At 48.1% G+C, this 16,286-nt stretch carries 16 protein-coding genes; 12 read left to right on the forward strand and 4 right to left on the reverse strand.

Annotation, left to right across the window (positions count from 1 at the left end; translation table 11 throughout):
* The first annotated feature begins 111 nt into the window (after nucleotides 1-111).
* Nucleotides 112-861 carry a type I methionyl aminopeptidase gene (gene map / locus BN1002_RS02240; protein WP_048823425.1) on the forward strand — a complete coding sequence of 250 codons (750 nt, stop codon included), beginning with the start codon at nucleotides 112-114 and terminating at the stop codon, nucleotides 859-861.
* Between the two features lie 394 nt (nucleotides 862-1,255).
* Here the strand turns inward: map and BN1002_RS02245 are convergent, their stop codons facing one another.
* Nucleotides 1,256-1,480, reverse strand: coding sequence for a DUF1128 domain-containing protein (locus BN1002_RS02245; RefSeq protein WP_048823426.1), 225 nt, complete (start codon nucleotides 1,478-1,480; stop codon nucleotides 1,256-1,258).
* Between the two features lie 256 nt (nucleotides 1,481-1,736).
* On the opposite strand from BN1002_RS02245, the gene BN1002_RS02250 reads away from it, so the two are divergent.
* Nucleotides 1,737-2,174: a hypothetical protein gene (locus BN1002_RS02250; protein WP_048823427.1), complete on the forward strand. Its 438-nt coding sequence runs from the start codon at nucleotides 1,737-1,739 to the stop codon at nucleotides 2,172-2,174.
* Between the two features lie 4 nt (nucleotides 2,175-2,178).
* Nucleotides 2,179-3,030, forward strand: a complete 852-nt coding sequence (locus tag BN1002_RS02255) for a YihY/virulence factor BrkB family protein (protein WP_048827677.1) — start codon at nucleotides 2,179-2,181, stop codon at nucleotides 3,028-3,030.
* 385 nt (nucleotides 3,031-3,415) lie between these two features.
* On the opposite strand, the gene BN1002_RS02260 is transcribed toward BN1002_RS02255, so the two are convergent.
* The gene (locus BN1002_RS02260; RefSeq protein WP_048823428.1) at nucleotides 3,416-5,332 is read right to left on the reverse strand and encodes a heavy metal translocating P-type ATPase; all 1,917 of its coding nucleotides are present in this window, start codon (nucleotides 5,330-5,332) and stop codon (nucleotides 3,416-3,418) included.
* Between the two features lie 186 nt (nucleotides 5,333-5,518).
* Nucleotides 5,519-6,700, reverse strand: a complete 1,182-nt coding sequence (locus BN1002_RS02265) for an MFS transporter (RefSeq protein WP_048823429.1) — start codon at nucleotides 6,698-6,700, stop codon at nucleotides 5,519-5,521.
* 144 nt (nucleotides 6,701-6,844) lie between these two features.
* Here BN1002_RS02265 and BN1002_RS02270 point away from each other — a divergent pair, with 144 nt between their 5' ends.
* The 5 genes from BN1002_RS02270 (at nucleotide 6,845) to BN1002_RS02290 (ending at nucleotide 11,258) form a co-directional block, all read left to right on the forward strand.
* Nucleotides 6,845-7,237 carry an OsmC family protein gene (locus BN1002_RS02270; RefSeq protein ID WP_442853384.1) on the forward strand — a complete coding sequence of 131 codons (393 nt, stop codon included), beginning with the start codon at nucleotides 6,845-6,847 and terminating at the stop codon, nucleotides 7,235-7,237.
* 61 nt (nucleotides 7,238-7,298) lie between these two features.
* Nucleotides 7,299-8,354 carry a calcium/proton exchanger gene (gene cax / locus BN1002_RS02275; RefSeq protein WP_048823431.1) on the forward strand — a complete coding sequence of 352 codons (1,056 nt, stop codon included), beginning with the start codon at nucleotides 7,299-7,301 and terminating at the stop codon, nucleotides 8,352-8,354.
* A 419-nt stretch (nucleotides 8,355-8,773) separates the two neighbouring features.
* A complete protein-coding gene (locus BN1002_RS02280) occupies nucleotides 8,774-9,406 on the forward strand; it encodes a YczE/YyaS/YitT family protein (RefSeq protein WP_048823432.1) in 633 nt (210 codons plus the stop codon).
* Nucleotides 9,407-9,469: 63 nt separating this feature from the next.
* Entirely contained in the window at nucleotides 9,470-10,267 is a 798-nt protein-coding gene (locus BN1002_RS02285) for a YfkD famly protein (protein ID WP_048823433.1), read from the forward strand.
* Nucleotides 10,268-10,469: 202 nt separating this feature from the next.
* Nucleotides 10,470-11,258, forward strand: coding sequence for a hypothetical protein (locus BN1002_RS02290; protein WP_048823434.1), 789 nt, complete (start codon nucleotides 10,470-10,472; stop codon nucleotides 11,256-11,258).
* A 287-nt stretch (nucleotides 11,259-11,545) separates the two neighbouring features.
* On the opposite strand, the gene BN1002_RS02295 is transcribed toward BN1002_RS02290, so the two are convergent.
* Nucleotides 11,546-12,154 (reverse strand): hypothetical protein, encoded by a 609-nt coding sequence (locus BN1002_RS02295; RefSeq protein WP_048823435.1) that lies wholly within the window; start codon nucleotides 12,152-12,154, stop codon nucleotides 11,546-11,548.
* 194 nt (nucleotides 12,155-12,348) lie between these two features.
* Between BN1002_RS02295 and ggt the strand changes: the two genes are divergently transcribed.
* From ggt to BN1002_RS02315, 4 genes are all read left to right on the forward strand, one after another.
* Complete coding sequence (ggt, locus tag BN1002_RS02300; RefSeq protein WP_231574963.1) at nucleotides 12,349-14,028, forward strand: gamma-glutamyltransferase; 1,680 nt, start codon at nucleotides 12,349-12,351, stop codon at nucleotides 14,026-14,028.
* 63 nt (nucleotides 14,029-14,091) lie between these two features.
* Entirely contained in the window at nucleotides 14,092-14,277 is a 186-nt protein-coding gene (locus tag BN1002_RS02305; protein ID WP_048823437.1) for an SE1561 family protein, read from the forward strand.
* Between the two features lie 165 nt (nucleotides 14,278-14,442).
* Nucleotides 14,443-15,990 carry a fumarate hydratase gene (locus tag BN1002_RS02310; protein ID WP_048823438.1) on the forward strand — a complete coding sequence of 516 codons (1,548 nt, stop codon included), beginning with the start codon at nucleotides 14,443-14,445 and terminating at the stop codon, nucleotides 15,988-15,990.
* A 59-nt stretch (nucleotides 15,991-16,049) separates the two neighbouring features.
* Entirely contained in the window at nucleotides 16,050-16,253 is a 204-nt protein-coding gene (locus BN1002_RS02315) for a hypothetical protein (RefSeq protein WP_048823439.1), read from the forward strand.
* The last annotated feature ends 33 nt before the right edge of the window (nucleotides 16,254-16,286 follow it).

Genomic DNA, 16,286 nt, shown 5'->3' on the forward strand with positions numbered 1-16,286 from the left:
AACGAGCCGCTTTAAAAATCAGGAAAAGAACGATACTATTAGAATGGCAGCATTTCATCTGAGATGCATATAGTAAACGAAATATAACTTTTGCGAAAAGGCGGGAAATGCATGATAGTCCTCAAATCACCAAGGGAAATCGCCATGATGAAGAAGGCGGGCGAAGTTCTGGCGGCTTGCCACCGGGAAATTTCCAGCATGATGAAACCTGGCATCACTACCTGGGAAATCGACCAGTTCACCGAAGAGTTTTTGAAAAAGCACGGAGCCACACCGGAACAGAAGGGCTACCGGGGGTATGAATATGCAACGTGCGCAAGCATAAATGACGAAGTATGCCACGGCTTCCCGCGGAAAGAGCCATTGAATGATGGCGATATCGTCACGATTGACATGGTCGTCAATCTGAATGGTGCCCTGGCCGATTCTGCCTGGACATATACCGTCGGCAATGTGAGTCCGGAGGTTCAGAAGCTGCTTGATGTAACGAAGGAATCGCTTTATAAAGGAATAGAACAGTCGGTCGTTGGCGCGCGGATTGGCGACATCGGCCATGCAATCCAGCAGTACGTCGAGGGCGAGGGCTTTTCTGTAGTCCGCGACTTCATTGGACATGGCATTGGATCGGTGATTCACGAAAAACCGGATGTCCCGCACTTCGGGCTTGCCGGGAAAGGCGCCCGTCTGAAGGAAGGCATGGTTTTCACGATTGAGCCGATGGTCAATATGGGCTTATGGCCAACCAAAATGGACGATAACGGCTGGACCGCCAGAACCGTCGACGGCACCTACTCCGCCCAATATGAACACACGATTGCCATCACAAAAGACGGCCCGGTTATCCTCACGAGCCAGGAATAAGGTGGGGAGGGCGAACGGCTTGCCAGAGAATGATTGCCAAAGAGCCGGCTGTTTAGAGCCCGAAGGCCTGGCAGCTTTCAGCTGTTCGGTCACTAAGTGCTCGTTTAGAGCCCGAAGGCCCGTTAGCCGTCAGCTGTTCGGTCACTAAATGCTCGTTTAGAGCCCGAAGGCTTGGCATCCGTCAGCTGTTCGGTCACTAAGTGCTCGTTTAGAGCCCGAAGGCCTGGTCGCCGTCAGCTGTTCGGTCACTAAGTGCTCGTTTAGAGCCCGAAGGCCAGTCTGCCTGCACCTTTCCGGGCTCTAAGTGACTCATTAAATCAACGAAGCTGCCTTGAGCGGCCAGGCACTGGAGCGTAGGCACAAAAAAAACGAACAGGCCCGGGCCTGTTCGCTGTTATTGCTTGCGGAGGCTGCCGAGTTCTTCGGCGAGCGCTTGCATTTCGCTAGTGGAAAAGTTGTTTTTTCGCATAACCATTTCATAAATTTCAACGAGTTCTTCATACATATTTTCATCGAAGTGGGACGGCTTGATCGCTCCCAGGTTCATGACCTTTAATTTTTCTTTTATTTTTTCAATCATATACTCGACGTTTTCAGCTGATTTGTTGGATAAGTCCATTGTGTTCACCCTTCCTGGATTCGTAGTATCATCTTTCCATGCCGATGGAAAAATGTCAACAGAGAAGGCGCCCGGTGACCGGCAGTTCACGGCTTAAGTTGGCCGGCAGAGCTTGAAGCTATATTTAAGATAGCGGCTTGCTCGCGAATGTTGTGCGGCTGGGCGCCATGTTTGCTAAATCTTGAAACCGGGAAGGATATTTACAGGAAATCGGGAAGACATTATAGGAAAACGTGTAGAAGAAGGAGAGATTCAGATGGCAGGTACAAAAAGATTTTGGAAAATGATGCTCCTCGGAGCGCTTGCGGGAGGTGCGGTTAGCCTGTTTAAACGCGAAACGCGGACGGCTGTTTTTGACGGTGTCAAGAAAACCTCCGATAACGTTGCTTATGCGTTAAAAAATCCAGGCGAAATAACGGATTCAATCCGCGATGCCGCTAAGAAAATCCAGAACACAGTCGAGCAGATGAATGATGACATCGTTTATATTGCCGGCAAAGTGGAGGAACTGCGCGGAACGACACCGCAGCTTGTCGGGATCCTGAAGGAAACGAAGGGCGCTTTTGCAAAAAAAGAAGATAGTGAAGGCCCGGAAACGGTGTCGGCCATGGCGGGCGGAATCTCCGGAAAAGATGGCAAAGAGCCCATCCTGAACGAGGTCATTTTGAAGGAAGCTGATACGGTTGGCTCATGAGGCGATGGAAGAAAAAGTAGAGAATGTCAGCCGCCTGTTCAGCAAGAATATTGTCAAGCAGCTCATCCATCGGGTTCAGGAAGATGATCTTCCGGGGCTTGCGGCACAACTCGCCTACTACTTCCTTCTCTCATTATTCCCATTATTGATTTTCCTGTTTACACTGCTGCCGTATTTGCCGATACCGCAGCATGATATCCTCGGTGCGATTAAGCAATATGCACCGGATGAAGCGATGGCATTAATTGAAAAAAACCTTAATAGCGTAATGGAAAAGAGAAGCGGGGGACTATTGTCCATCGGGATCATCGGGACAATCTGGTCCGCGTCGAACGGCATTAATGCTTTGGTGAGGGCGTTCAATAAAGCGTACAACGTCAAGGAAACCCGTTCATTCATCGTTGCCAGGGGGATGGCCATTCTATTTACGTTTGGAATGATCACTGTCTTTATTGTGGCCCTGGCATTGCCTGTGTTCGGTAAGGCGATCGGACTGTTCCTTTTCTCCATGTTCGGGCTCGATGACCAATTCCTCGCGGTTTGGGCGGCGATTCGCTGGATTGTCAGTGCCGTGATCCTGTTTGGGATTTTCACTGTCCTTTACTGGGTGGCCCCAAACGTGAAGATGAAGTGCAAGTCGGCTATTCCCGGCGCTATTTTTGCCACAGTCGGCTGGACCGTCGTTTCGCTCTTGTTTTCTTTCTATGTAAATAACTTTGGCAATTACACCGCGACATATGGAAGCATCGGGGCGATCATTGTCCTGATGATCTGGCTGTTCCTGTCCGGGATGACTATCATCCTTGGCGGGGAAATCAATGCCTTTTATGCTGAAAAAGCAAAGGAAAATTGCTGATTTTTGCAAAAAAAAGAGGATGCTAGCCTTCTAGAGAAGGCCGGCATCCTTTTTGGTTTAAAGAAAATCCGTTTTGGCCGCTTTGTAAAAGGGCCTATTGGGATTTGGTTGTATAAGAAGTTCCTTTGCCTGTTTGCATGACTGGATTACTAGTTATTAAATGTATTTCTTTTGAAATTAACTAGTGGTTTATTACTATCTCGCTGACAAAAAAATAGTAGGCGTCTGACGCCGGCTATTTTTGCAAAAGTTTTCATGGCAATAATTCACTAGTTAATCGTTTTTTCCGCCACATTATCACTAATAAACAGTTTTCCTCACCACATTATCACTAATAAACCGTTTTCCACTACTTTATCACTAGTGAACGAGCCTTTTGGTCGCTCTAAGACTTCAACAACCGCAAACTGTTCAGGATGACCAGTATCGTGCTGCCTTCATGGCCAATGACTCCGTATGGGAGGTCAAGAACCTGCAGGAAATTCGATGAGATGAGCACCATGATGACCAGGATGGAGAATATGACGTTCTGCTTAATGATCCGGTTCATCCGGCGTGAAAGCCGGATGGCGTTGGCAATCTTCGGCAAATCGTTTTTCATCAGGACGATGTCGGCAGTCTCAAGCGCTACATCTGTTCCTTCACCCATCGCGATTCCGACGTTGGCTGTCGCGAGGGCAGGTGCGTCGTTGATTCCGTCGCCGACCATTGCAACCGTTTCGAATCGCTTCATCAGCTCTTTAAGCTGTTCTACTTTTTCTTCAGGGAGACATTCGGCGAAATACTCGTCGACGCCGCTTTCGGCCGCAATCGCTTTGGCGGTCGTTTCGCTGTCGCCGGTCAGCATAACCGTATAAACGCCTTCCTTCGCGAGGTCGCCGATTGCCGCCATCGCTCTTTCGCGGACAACATCCTTCAGAGCGAGCATGCCCGCCGGCACACCATCGACACTGATGTAGACGAGCGTATTCCCCTCGGATGCAAGCCTGCCCGCATGCTCTCCGGCAATGGCCGCTGCGCCTTCGTTACCGATAAAGCCGGCTTTGCCGATTTTCCAGGACTCGCCTGCGATTTCCGCAGCGATCCCCCAGCCCGGCATATCCTCCATTTTATCTGGCTGAATCATATCTTGCTGAAAGTGATCTTTTGCAAAATTGACAATCGCTTTTGCAAGCGGATGGTTTGATTGATTTTCAATCGATGCGGCCTTCCAGAGCAAATCGCTTCTCGAAAATCCCTCAGCAAGGATGAATTCTGTTACTTCTGGCTTGCCTTTTGTCAATGTTCCCGTTTTGTCAAAGGCAATGGCGTTCAAGTGGCTCAGGTTCTCCAGGTGGACGCCGCCTTTGACAAGGATGCCGTTGCGGGCGCCATTGGAGATGGCGGACAAGGTCGCTGGCATGATCGAGGCGACCAGGGCGCAAGGCGAGGCGACCACGAGAAGGATCATCGCCCGGTAGAACGATTCTTGCCAGCCCCAGCCGAGCACGAAGTGGGGCACGAACATCATCAAAGCGACGATTGCCAGGACAACTTTTACATAGGTTCCTTCAAATTTTTCAATAAACAGCTGCGACGGCGATTTTTCGCTTTGCGCGGACTGAACGAGCTCAATGATTTTATGAAACAGTGTTTCATCGCTTGATTTTGTGACTTCAACGGTTAGGGATCCGGTCATGTTTACCGTTCCGGCAAACACTTCGTCACGGAGTCCTTTTGTGACGGGTACAGATTCACCGGTTATAGCTGCCTGGTCAATGCTCGATTCGCCCTTTTGGATGCGTCCGTCTGCTGGAATCCGTTCACCGGGCTTTACCAAGATGGCATCGCCAACCGCAAGCTGGGAAACCGGCACCCTTTGCTCTCCGCCAGCCGTAAGCAGGAGTGCCTCTTCAGGCTGCAGCTCCATCAGTGAGGAAATTTCCTTATGGCTTTTGTTCATTGTATAAGTTTCAAGCGCGCCACTGACGGCAAAGATGAAAATCAGGATTGCGCCCTCGGCCCAGTAGCCAATAATTGCTGACCCGATGGCCGCCAACACCATCAGCATTTCAACATTCAGTTCTTTGTCTTCAATTGTGGCTTCAATGCCTTCTTTGGCCTTTGCAAAACCACCGATCACAAAAGCCGCCAGGTAAGCCGCGATGCTTGCTGGTTCCAGACCGTTTTTGCCCAAAAGCCAGCCAGTCAGGATGAGAATTCCGCTTGTCGCCGCGGCAATTAATTCGAGATGCGGCATTATTTTTTGCAAAAAAGAACTTCCGCTGCCTTCGGGTTCTTTTACTCTAGCTTCCGCTTCCATTTTCGTTTGCCTCCCTCTAATTGAGAATGTTAATCATAATCAATAGCCTTATAAAATGACGAAAGCTGCCACCGACAAGCGATAGCAGCAAAAAACATTCATTTCTTAGTTTAGAATTATTCTACCATACAAAATATGCAAAGTAAAAAGAAAACAGCCTGCCAGATTAAAACAATTTCCTGAAAATTAGGATGCGGCTTGATTTTCTGCTGCCGCTCCAGGTTGTTTAACGAGATATAGCGCCAGGAAAATCGCGAGCAGCAGCACGCTAATCATATAAAAAAACGTGGCGCCTTCGGTAAATTGGATGGCCAGTCCGCCAATGAAAGGGCCGCTTACGCTGCCGAGGCTGAAGAAAATCCCGCACATCAGATTGCCTGCTGGTAGAAGATTTCTTGGCAGCAAATCGGCCATATAGCTGATGCCAAGTGAAAACGTCGTGCCGACTGCCATCCCGGCTAGGAAGAAGCAGATGAGCAGGCCGGTAGTGCTAGTATGGAACAGTCCTGCAGCGATAAAGCAGACGAACCCGCTGAGCATGATGCCCATCAGGACGTTCCGCCTTCCGAACCTGTCGCTCATGATGCCGAGCGGAAACTGAAAAATAATTCCCCCGAGGGCAAAAGCGGGCAAAATAATGGAGACGGCGGAAATATCGAGGCCATTCCTTAAAGCAAGGACAGGAAAGTTTCCGTTCAAAGAAGCCTCAAGGAATCCATACCCAAGCGGCGGGAGCAATGAAACCCAGGCGATTTTTAAAACCTGCCTAAAACGGGAAAAGGTCCCGAGATAGGAGCCTGAAGCGCCGTCATCCTCTGGTGAATCGTTTCTGAGCAGCCATACAAACAGCCAGGAGATCACCGACAGGATGGATGAAACGATAAATGGCAGAGCCTCATTGATTTCCACGAGCCTCGTCAACAGCGGGCCGATGGCGAATCCGATCCCAAAGAAAAGGCCGTACAGTGAAATATTCCGGCCGCGCCGATTCTCAGGAGATGAAGCGGTAATCCAAGTCTGGGCGCCAAAATGTAGCATATGGTCGCCGACGCCGATTAAAAAGCGCAGCATGAACCAAAACCAAAAGCTTTTCCAGACCGGGAAAAGAGCTAGCGCAACAGCAACACTAAGGCCGCCTGCTAGAATAATTGGTTTATAGCCAAACCGCCTTAAAGGCGCTTCCATAAAAGGCGAGGCAAGCAATATGCCGATATAAAGCGCGGTTGCGTTCACTCCGTTCAGGGAGGAAGAAAGGCCGTCATGCTCAAAAATGATTGCGATAAGCGGAAGGAGCATCCCCTGTGAAATGCCCGAGATGCCGACCGTGCTGACTAGAATCCAAAAGTGGGCAGCAGGAGTTTTTTTCATAAATAAAACCTCGGTTTACTAGAATCATTAAAATTGATGGTATCGGTTCGACATTATTTTTGCAAGCGGGGAGTCGTTAAAACTTTTCCGCAAAAACATTTTGATGTACTCTTTTTTAAGGAGAAACTAAAACATGAGGTGATAATGATGATCTTTAAAATGAAGGAAGAAGGTTTTTATTCAGAGCTGCCGTTTGGCCGGCTCGATGTTTCAGGAAATGAGCAGGCGGGCTTCCGTCCATACCAATTGATGGCTGCTTCGGTTGCTGTTTGCAGCGGCGGAATTCTTAGGACGATCCTTGAGAAAAAGAGGCTAGAAGTGGATGATATTGAAATCCATACCGAAGTCGACCGAAACCCCGACGAGATAAATATAATTGAAGCCATCCATATCCATTTTGTCATTACGGGAAAGAACCTTGAAGAAGAGCAAATCGAAAAGGCCATCGCACTCGTCGGCAAAAACTGTTCAATGGCACTTTCCGTACAGGGCTGTATTGAGATTAAGGAAACCTTCGAGTTGAAAAGCAAAGAATAAACAGAGGAAACACGGGTAAAGGTAGAATTATAATCTACACGTAGATGGAGAGGGAATTATTGTGGCAAATAAAATATTTATGATTATGACCTTTGTCGGGGTTCCTGTCTCGGTCATCGGAAGCCTGCTTCACTGGCCGGGCACCGTGATGTTCGGGATTTACTGTTTGACTATCATCGCATTGGCAAGTTATATGGGCAGAGCAACAGAAAGCCTGGCTATCATTGCGGGCCCCCGGGTCGGCGGACTTCTAAATGCAACGTTCGGAAATGCGGTTGAGCTGATTATTTCTATTTTCGCGTTGAAAGCAGGTCTGACGGGCGTTGTATTGGCGTCACTGACGGGCTCGGTTCTAGGGAACCTGCTTTTGGTTGCCGGCCTTTCATTCTTTATTGGCGGGCTGAAATTTAAGCGCCAGTCATTCAGCATTTATGATGCGCGCCATAATTCGGGCCTGCTTATTTTTGCGATCCTGGTCGCCTTTGTTATTCCTGAAGTCTTTTCAATGGGGATGAACGAGACAAAGACCATCTCTTTAAGTGTCGGGATTTCCATAATCCTGATTGTTCTTTATCTTGCCGCACTTTTCTTCAAGCTAGTTACCCATCGGGGCGTCTATCAGAAGGAAGGCGGGAATGAGGAGGAGCATGAGGAGCCGGAATGGAGCAAGAAAAAAGCCATTTTGGTCTTAGCGCTGGCGACAATTGCCGTTGCTTATGTTTCGGAAAGTCTTGTCCACACCTTTGAAATCGTCGCGGAATCGTTCGGCTGGACCGAACTGTTTATCGGGATCATTATCGTCGCGATTGTTGGTAACGCAGCCGAGCACGCATCGGCACTTCTTTTTGCATGGAAAAACAAAATGGATATTTCGGTTGAAATCGCGATTGGCTCGACGCTGCAGATTGCGATGTTCGTCGCGCCGGTACTCGTTCTTGTTTCGCTTTTATTTGAAACATCGATGCCGCTCGTATTCAGCCTGCCTGAACTTGTGGCGATGTCTTCCGCCGTCCTTTTGATGGTCATTTTGTCCAACGACGGGGAGTCGAACTGGTTTGAAGGACTTACTCTGCTTGCCGCATACTTCATAATGGGAATCGGCTTTTTCCTATTATAAAGAATGCAGCGGCAGGGAAAAAATCCATATTCACACAAAATGGCTCCGGACAATTGCTCCGGAGCCATTCCTATATCCTCATACAAAGTTCATTAGCCGGCCGCGTGTACTCGCCCATGCGCCGCTATCCAATCAGGCTTATAAATCAATTCGCTTTTTTAGGGAACAACCACCAACCTTCATGCTTAATATGGTAAAATCAAATTCAGCTAACATAAATTAGTGTATCCCCGCCTCCTTTAATAAAGTTTGCCAGCGAGTTGATCTGCCCTCCTTTTACTAAATTAAAATCAGTATACACCATTATTTAATTTTTGTAAACATTCAGATTATTTATATCGGAGGAAAGTTCCAGTGCCTCACTATTCGGGCTAGGAATCGCTGTAGGAAGGGAACTAACATATAGTAAGGAGACCGCCATGGCGTTATTTTATCGTTTTATGTTTTTCTTTATCGGATTAATGATTTTGACTTTTGGGGTTTGCATGACAATTGTTGCGGACTTTGGTGCTGGAGCATGGGACGCCCTGAATGTTGGATTATCAAACAAAATCGGCTTGTCCATCGGACGCTGGGTCATGATTGTCGGCGCAATTCTGATCGTCGTGAATGCATTCCTTCATCAAAGCAAGCCGGAGCTGCTTGCCATTGGGATTATACTAGCCACTGGCACGCTCATTGATATGTGGATGTTCCTCGCCCTCGGCGGCTTTGAACCAGCCGGCCTGAAAGATAAGCTGGGAATGTTCCTCGCCGGCATTGTCGTGATTGGCTTGGGGGCGGCGATTTATTTACAGGCAAAATTCCCGCTCATTCCAATCGATAATTTAATGATGGGAATCAAAAAGAGGCTGAATGTAAGCATCATGACAGCGAAAACAATCGGGGAATTAATCGCCCTGGTGCTCGCGCTGATTTTCAGCGGGCCGATTGGAATTGGCACACTCATTATTACTTTTGCCATCGGGCCGGTCATTCAAATCTTTTATCCTCCTTTCGAGAAGCTGCTGAACCGATTGATTGCATCCGCAGGAAATAAACAAATTGGATAATATTCCTGAACTCCGAAAACAATAAGTGCAAACAAACGCACTTAATGAAAGGAGTTCTTTTTTATGGGAAAAAAATTCGCCATTTTTATTGTGTTTGCCCTTGTTCTGACTATTTTCTCACCCGCTTCGGCTGAAAAAACGGCGCCGAAGAAGAAACTCATTCCAGAAGGGGTTTTGAACATTACGAAGGAAAACACCTATCCTAACCCCAACCAGGACGAGCCTCTTCTTCAACCGAGTGATCTAGCGAAGAGGCTGATTGACTCTTCCAGGGTGAAAATCGAGAATCCGAATTTAATCAGAATGCTCAATGAAACTTCAGTTTCCGCAACTCCGTTCGCTTTCGGGTATAAGGCCATCATCTATTTGGGCCAATGGCCATTAAATTATGAATCCGCGGAAACATCACCGAATTGGGAATATCAGAAAATCAATACAAACTACTATGACAACAGGGGCGGTGAAAAGCCGTACCAGATTCACTATGTCCAGGAAGCCCAGAAGGTTATTAAAGGCGGCCTGACAGCGAAAATTCCGAATGCGGATGAAGTGAAGAAAATGATGCTCACCAAGGCCGCAGGCAAAACTAATCTGCCGCTTGCGTTTGAAACGGTCATCGGGCTCGGGACGAAAAAAGACCAGATTTACAACATTCCTAGAAAGCGGCTCGGCTATCTTTATGCGTACGCACCGGCCATCAATGAAAAGGGGAAAATCACCTATGGCGAGGTGTATCTCATGCTGAAGGGAAATAAAAAGACGCTTGTTATTAAAAATGTCACTTCCCAAGGAATCGGGGCTTGGATTCCGATACAGGATTACGTTTCCTTTAGTTTTGCCGCGAGTGAACGGCCAAGATAAAGCCAATATTTTTTGCAAAAAGAAGTGCCGCCCTTCAAAACTATGGGCGGCGCTTTTTAGATTTGTTCGGGACGCTTTATGTCGGAAATAAGCGGGAAATAATTGTCCATCCCTCGCAAGATGTTGTTTAGCCATAGGTACAAACGGGAAATACACAAACAGGCTAAACTTTACTTTTAAATGACTGAAGGAGGAATAGACAATGAACGAGTACGATAACAACCAAAGCCAGAACTTAAGCTATTCGGATAGTGAAAAGAACAGCAAGCTGTTGAAAGGCATCGTAATCGGCGGCGTCATCGGAGGGGTCCTTACCCTACTGGATTCTTCAACACGCAACAGCTTGAAGGAAACAGCGACAGACCTGAAAAACACCTCTAAGAGCATGTTCACGGAAGTAAAGCAAAACCCAACTGAAGTGAAGGATCAAATGATGACGCAGTTTCAGCAGGCCTCCAATGTTCTGAAGGATGCAATCGCTGACGCACAAAAACTGTACGACCGCCTGAACAGCGATCTGTTCGGCAAAGTAACAGAAGTAAAGGATATTTCCAAAGATGCTCTCGACACAGTGATGGGCTTTAAGGGCGAAGTGAAGCAAATCGGTTCAAAAGTGGCGGAAGCCGGTACTGAGCTGAAAGCCGCTGCGCCAACTGGCTCAGGCACTGAATCATCTGACAGCTCTTCGACAAATTCTGGAGACAACACGTATCTCGGCAAGGCATCCGGATCATTGACTGGAACTAGCTCCGTAACCGACACATCTTCCTATGGAAGCATGGGTTCAGAAACTTCTGGGCTCGGGGACAGCAGCAGTTCTGATTATGGTCTAGGCAACTCATCCGAGTCACTTGACAACATGGACCTGACTTCAGGGGACGCAACGTTCACATCTGAAAAGTCAGGCGGCCTTGGCTACTCCAACGACAAAAGCAAGCACACAACAGGCGGCCAAGAGTCACCAAAACACGATAAAGATAAAAAATTTTAATAACTAAACTTAGTTAAAGTTGAATGTTAATTTCCATTGAAGTTGATTGGAACAGAGGGGACTGACTCCGGCGGGATGAAGCGGCACGTGGAGACCCCTCAGGCGTCTAGGACGCCGAGGAGGCTCCACGGTCCGCCCCGCGGAAAGCACGTCCCCGGAGTGGAAATCAACAGACCTCCATGCAATAAAAGAGCCAGCAGGTGATAAGCCTGCTGGCTTTACATATATGGGGGAAAGAATTCAACTGTTTTTCCAGGATTTTCACCAAAAGCAAAGGCTCTTCCAACTCAAAAACCTAACTTTCTAATCTCCCGCAACCCTCTGTCCACCGACGTTTCGATATAGCCAATCATTTGGCTAAACGTAAACACTTTAAGGGGTTCGGCAAGGCTATCTTCGCTATACTCCAAATCACCCAAGACATAAGGAATGAATTCGGCGACATCGCGGGAATTTACCTCTTCAAGGTCGATGGCCCACCCGTCAGCCTGCAACGCTTCGTTAAGTTGCTGCTTAACCCCGAAATGCTCAAGCAGCTGCCCGTTTAGAAGGCAGAAATCCTCGTGGTACAACTGAAGCATTCCAGGGTCGGCTTCCAGCCTGTTCCTCAGCCAAGGCAGATAAAAACCGCTCAACCAAACTTCATCCGCGATCAAGTGGGCGTAATAACCCTGGATAAAAGGGCTGCTTTGCAAGGCACGATATTTTTGCAAAAATTCCCCATAGCCAATCCTTCGCGAATAGTCGCTAACATCTCCTCTAAAAAAATGCGATTTCTCTGATGGTGAAACGGCATCAGGAGCAATCCCCCCAAGCAAAAAAGACGGAAAGTCATTTATGTTAAGCTGCTCCGCAATCAGGTTAGCAATGATTCCATGCATAATTCGAGAACCCAAGTCATTTTCTCCTCTACTATAAATGTCCTTAAGGTAAACGTAACAAATTAAATGGACGCATTCCAGTATTTTTTCCATTAAAAGGGCTCATTCCCCAGTTTCTTTCGCCTCTGGCAGCACCGTCCAGTTTCGATAAAACGAACTGCGGGTATTTGTCTTTTAGAAGAGATGAACGAAGAGAGGGGTCGAAGATTTTGCCACGGACGAAAAGATGTTGTATAGAAAGAGAAACGGCGAAAGGGAAATATGGAATGGTTGCAACCGCCCATCCGCTCGCCACGGAGATTGGCGCGAAAATCCTTGAGGAAGGCGGCAATGCGATAGATGCGGCTGTTGCGATTCAGTTTGCGCTGAATGTCGGTGAGCCGATGATGACCGGCATCGGCGGTTCAGGCTTTATGATGGTCTACCACAAGGATAGCGGGGATATAAAAATTTTCGATGGGCATTCTGAAGCCCCAGCTGGTGCGCATCCAGATATGTTCCTTGATGAGAATGGGGAAGTGATACCTTTCAGGGAGCGGTCAACCCATGCGACAGCGGTTGGCATACCGGGAATCCTGAAAGCAATGGATGCTGCGCTCAAAGAATATGGGAGCAAGCCGCTCGCTGACTTGATTGAGCCAGCTGCCCAGGCTTGTGAGGAAGGGATCCCGCTTAATTGGGTTATCCTTAATTCACTTGATGACTTCGGCTACAGGCTTGGTGATGAAGCACGGAATTTCTTTTTTGCGGAAGGAGATAAGTTCGAAGAAGGGCAATTGCTGAAGAAGCCTCATCTGGCAAAAACGTTCCGTATTTTGCAAAAAGAAGGTGTTGATGCGTTCTACGAAGGAGAAATCGCTGAAGCGATCGTCAACACTTTGCAAGGCCTCGGCGGTTTCATGACGATGGACGACCTCAAAAATTACCGTCATACGGTTGATGAACCTATTCGCGGAACGTACAAAGGTTATGAGATTGCATCAGCAAGCCCTCCGACTGCCGGAGGCCAAAGTCTGCTATATATATTAAAGTTGCTAGAGAACTTTGACTTGGCTTCCTACGGACCGAAGTCGTGGGAAAAATACTATTTGTTTGTTGAAATCATGCGCCTTGCTTTTTCAGATAAAATTGCTTATATCGCCGATCCGAAATTCAATGATATTCCGCTTAAAGGACTTGGTGATGAACGTTATTTGGCGGAAAGGCTGAAATATATTAATTTCGAGTTCCGCAATCCGGACATTGATTTCGGCAATCCATGGAAGTACCAGGAAGGTAAAGGCAGGCCGGTCATCAGGCAGCCGAAGGAGTCGGAAAGGTCGGAAACAACGCATTTTACCGTCACGGACCGGTGGGGGAATATCGCGGCATGTACGTCAACGGTTGAGCATCCTTTTGGCTCAGGCATCATGGTGCCGGGTTATGGATTCCTACTGAACAACGAATTGACTGACTTCGACGCGGTTCCGGGAGGGGTGAACGAGCCTGAACCAGGAAAACGCCCCGTCAGCTGTAAATGTCCGACCGTTTTGTTTAAGGACGGCAAGCCGGTATTGACGCTCGGCTCCCCGGGTGGACCGACCATTATCGCATCCGTTTTCCAGACGATTGTGAATATCGTCGATTTCGGGATGGATTTGAAGGATGCGATTGAGGAACCACGGATATTTTCGACGCCCGGCATGCTGCTGTCCTGGGAGCAAGGGATTGACCCGCTGGCAAAAGGGAAGCTTGAATCAATGAACTTTGAGTTTGGCGATGACCCGCATATCATTGGCAACGTTCAGGCAATCCAGTTCAATCAGGAAACAGGAGAAATGTACGGAGCGGCGGATTCAAGCCGGGAAGGCACTGCAATTGGGATTGATTTTTTGCCTGGTGTGGAATAATACGACTAGAAAAACTCTTCGTTTTCGGGTAGGATGGTAAACGAGACGAAAGGAGCGAACCACTTGGGCAAAGACATTAACGACAAAGACACGCAGGTTACCTTCCTGAAACAGCGGCTGAACATGTTCATGGACCTGCTTGACGCGATTGAACCGGAAGAAGCGGACGTTGACGACATCGACCGCCTGCTTGAAATCATTGACGAAATTGAATTAAAAGTACGCGAGTTCAATCACCGCGACATGTAAACCCCGCCGAGAGCGGGGTTTTATTTTTGCAAAAATAACCGGCAAAATGTTCGATTCCGAAAGCGCTTTTATCTTTAATCCCCCGCAAGTTAGCAGTATAATGAACAAGGATGGAATTGTTTCAAAATTCACACTGGAACTGTTGGAAACAAGGGGGAGAAGACAGTGAACATAGAAAAATTTCAGGAAAGCATGTACAAATTAATTGTTGAAACATCAACGAAGCTGCCGAAGGATGTCCGGCGGGCAATCAAGGCCGCGGCGGAGCGGGAAAACGCCGGGACACGTTCGGCAATGAGCCTTGCGACTATTACGAACAATATTAAAATGGCGGACGAACAGGTTTCGCCGATTTGCCAGGACACAGGGCTGCCGACTTTCAAAATCAAAACTCCAGTCGGTGCCAATCAAATCGAAATGAAAGCAGCGATACAAGCCGCCATCGCTCAGGCGACAAAAGACGGAAAGCTGCGCCCGAACTCGGTCGACTCGCTAACAGGAGAAAACAGCGGGGACAACCTTGGCGGCGGAACGCCCGTTATTAAGTTCGAACAATGGGAGAAAGACTACATCGATGTCCGCCTGATCCTGAAAGGCGGCGGCTGTGAAAATAAAAATATCCAATATAGCCTTCCTTGCGAACTAGAGGGACTTGGCCGCGCAGGACGCGATCTGGATGGCATCCGTAAATGCATCATGCATTCCGTCTACCAGGCGCAGGGGCAGGGCTGCTCAGCAGGCTTTATCGGCGTCGGTATCGGCGGTGACCGTTCATCTGGCTACGATCTCGCGAAAGAACAGCTTTTCCGTTCCAATGACGACGTAAATCCGAATGAAGACCTTCGCAAGCTTGAAGAATACGTGATTGAAAATGCAAATAAACTTGGCATTGGGACGATGGGCTTTGGCGGAGAAACAACTCTTCTTGGCTGCAAAATTGGCGTCATGAACAGGATTCCTGCCAGTTTCTTCGTATCAGTAGCCTATAATTGCTGGGCATTCCGTCGTCTCGGAGTCAATGTGCATCCTGAAACAGGTGATATTATTGACTGGATGTACCAGGAGGGCGAGATGATTGACTTCAGGCAGGACGAAGCGCTTGCCCAACAGGAAACCGCCGCTGCCTCTGAAGGAGTCATCACACTCCAGGCACCGATTACAGAAGAACAGATTCGCACCCTGAAGGTGGGCGATGTTGTCAAAATCACCGGCATGATGTATACAGGCCGTGATGCGATTCATAAATATTTGTCGACCAATGAGTCGCCGGTCGATTTGGACGGGCAGGTCATCTACCATTGCGGCCCTGTCATGCTGAAGGATGGGGATGGGAAGTGGCACGTGAAAGCAGCCGGCCCGACAACGAGTATCCGCGAAGAGCCGTACCAAGGCGATATTATGAAGAAATTTGGCATTCGCGCGGTAATCGGAAAAGGCGGAATGGGCCCGAAAACCCTTGCCGCGCTTAAGGAACATGGCGGAGTTTATCTGAATGCCATCGGAGGAGCAGCGCAATATTACGCGGACTGCATTAAATCAGTCGAAGGCGTCGACTTGATGCAATTCGGGATTCCAGAAGCGATGTGGCATTTAAAGGTTGAAGGATTTACTGCTGTCGTAACCATGGACTCACACGGAAACAGCCTGCACGCAGACGTCGACAAATCATCTTTAGAAAAACTGGCGCAGTTCAAGGAGCCGGTGTTTAAATAAGACAGCAAAGAGGTGCGGAATAACTGTTTTCCGCACCTCTTTTAATAGGAGGAAGCTTAATGGCCAATCATTTAAATGAACCATTCATGTGCAAAAAATGTGGACACACGGAGATGAAAATTGGCAAAATCGGCAATTCAGGCTATGACAAGGTTAGGAAACCCGGAGCTGTCTTTTCGCTTGGGACATCCATGTTGATTACATGCTGCGCCAACTGCGGCGAAGTGGATTCCATGAGAATTGAGGACCCGACCCGCCTGTAAGTAATCTCGTGCATTAATTTGGCGGAATTTCCC

It is taken from the genome of Bacillus sp. B-jedd (assembly GCF_000821085.1).
In the GTDB taxonomy this organism is placed as follows: domain Bacteria; phylum Bacillota; class Bacilli; order Bacillales; family Cytobacillaceae; genus Bacillus_D.

What these genes read in the sequence shown, in the direction of transcription:
- BN1002_RS02290 (WP_048823434.1), top strand. Translation starts at nt 10,470, where the DNA reads ATGAACGAGTACGATAACAACCAAAGCCAGAACTTAAGCTATTCGGAT.
- BN1002_RS02250 (WP_048823427.1), top strand. Translation starts at nt 1,737, where the DNA reads ATGGCAGGTACAAAAAGATTTTGGAAAATGATGCTCCTCGGAGCGCTT.
- BN1002_RS02245 (WP_048823426.1), bottom strand. Translation starts at nt 1,480, where the DNA reads ATGGACTTATCCAACAAATCAGCTGAAAACGTCGAGTATATGATTGAA.
- BN1002_RS02265 (WP_048823429.1), bottom strand. Translation starts at nt 6,700, where the DNA reads ATGAAAAAAACTCCTGCTGCCCACTTTTGGATTCTAGTCAGCACGGTC.
- BN1002_RS02285 (WP_048823433.1), top strand. Translation starts at nt 9,470, where the DNA reads ATGGGAAAAAAATTCGCCATTTTTATTGTGTTTGCCCTTGTTCTGACT.
- BN1002_RS02280 (WP_048823432.1), top strand. Translation starts at nt 8,774, where the DNA reads ATGGCGTTATTTTATCGTTTTATGTTTTTCTTTATCGGATTAATGATT.
- BN1002_RS02260 (WP_048823428.1), bottom strand. Translation starts at nt 5,332, where the DNA reads ATGGAAGCGGAAGCTAGAGTAAAAGAACCCGAAGGCAGCGGAAGTTCT.
- BN1002_RS02315 (WP_048823439.1), top strand. Translation starts at nt 16,050, where the DNA reads ATGGCCAATCATTTAAATGAACCATTCATGTGCAAAAAATGTGGACAC.
- BN1002_RS02255 (WP_048827677.1), top strand. Translation starts at nt 2,179, where the DNA reads ATGGAAGAAAAAGTAGAGAATGTCAGCCGCCTGTTCAGCAAGAATATT.
- map (WP_048823425.1), top strand. Translation starts at nt 112, where the DNA reads ATGATAGTCCTCAAATCACCAAGGGAAATCGCCATGATGAAGAAGGCG.
- BN1002_RS02270 (WP_442853384.1), top strand. Translation starts at nt 6,845, where the DNA reads ATGATGATCTTTAAAATGAAGGAAGAAGGTTTTTATTCAGAGCTGCCG.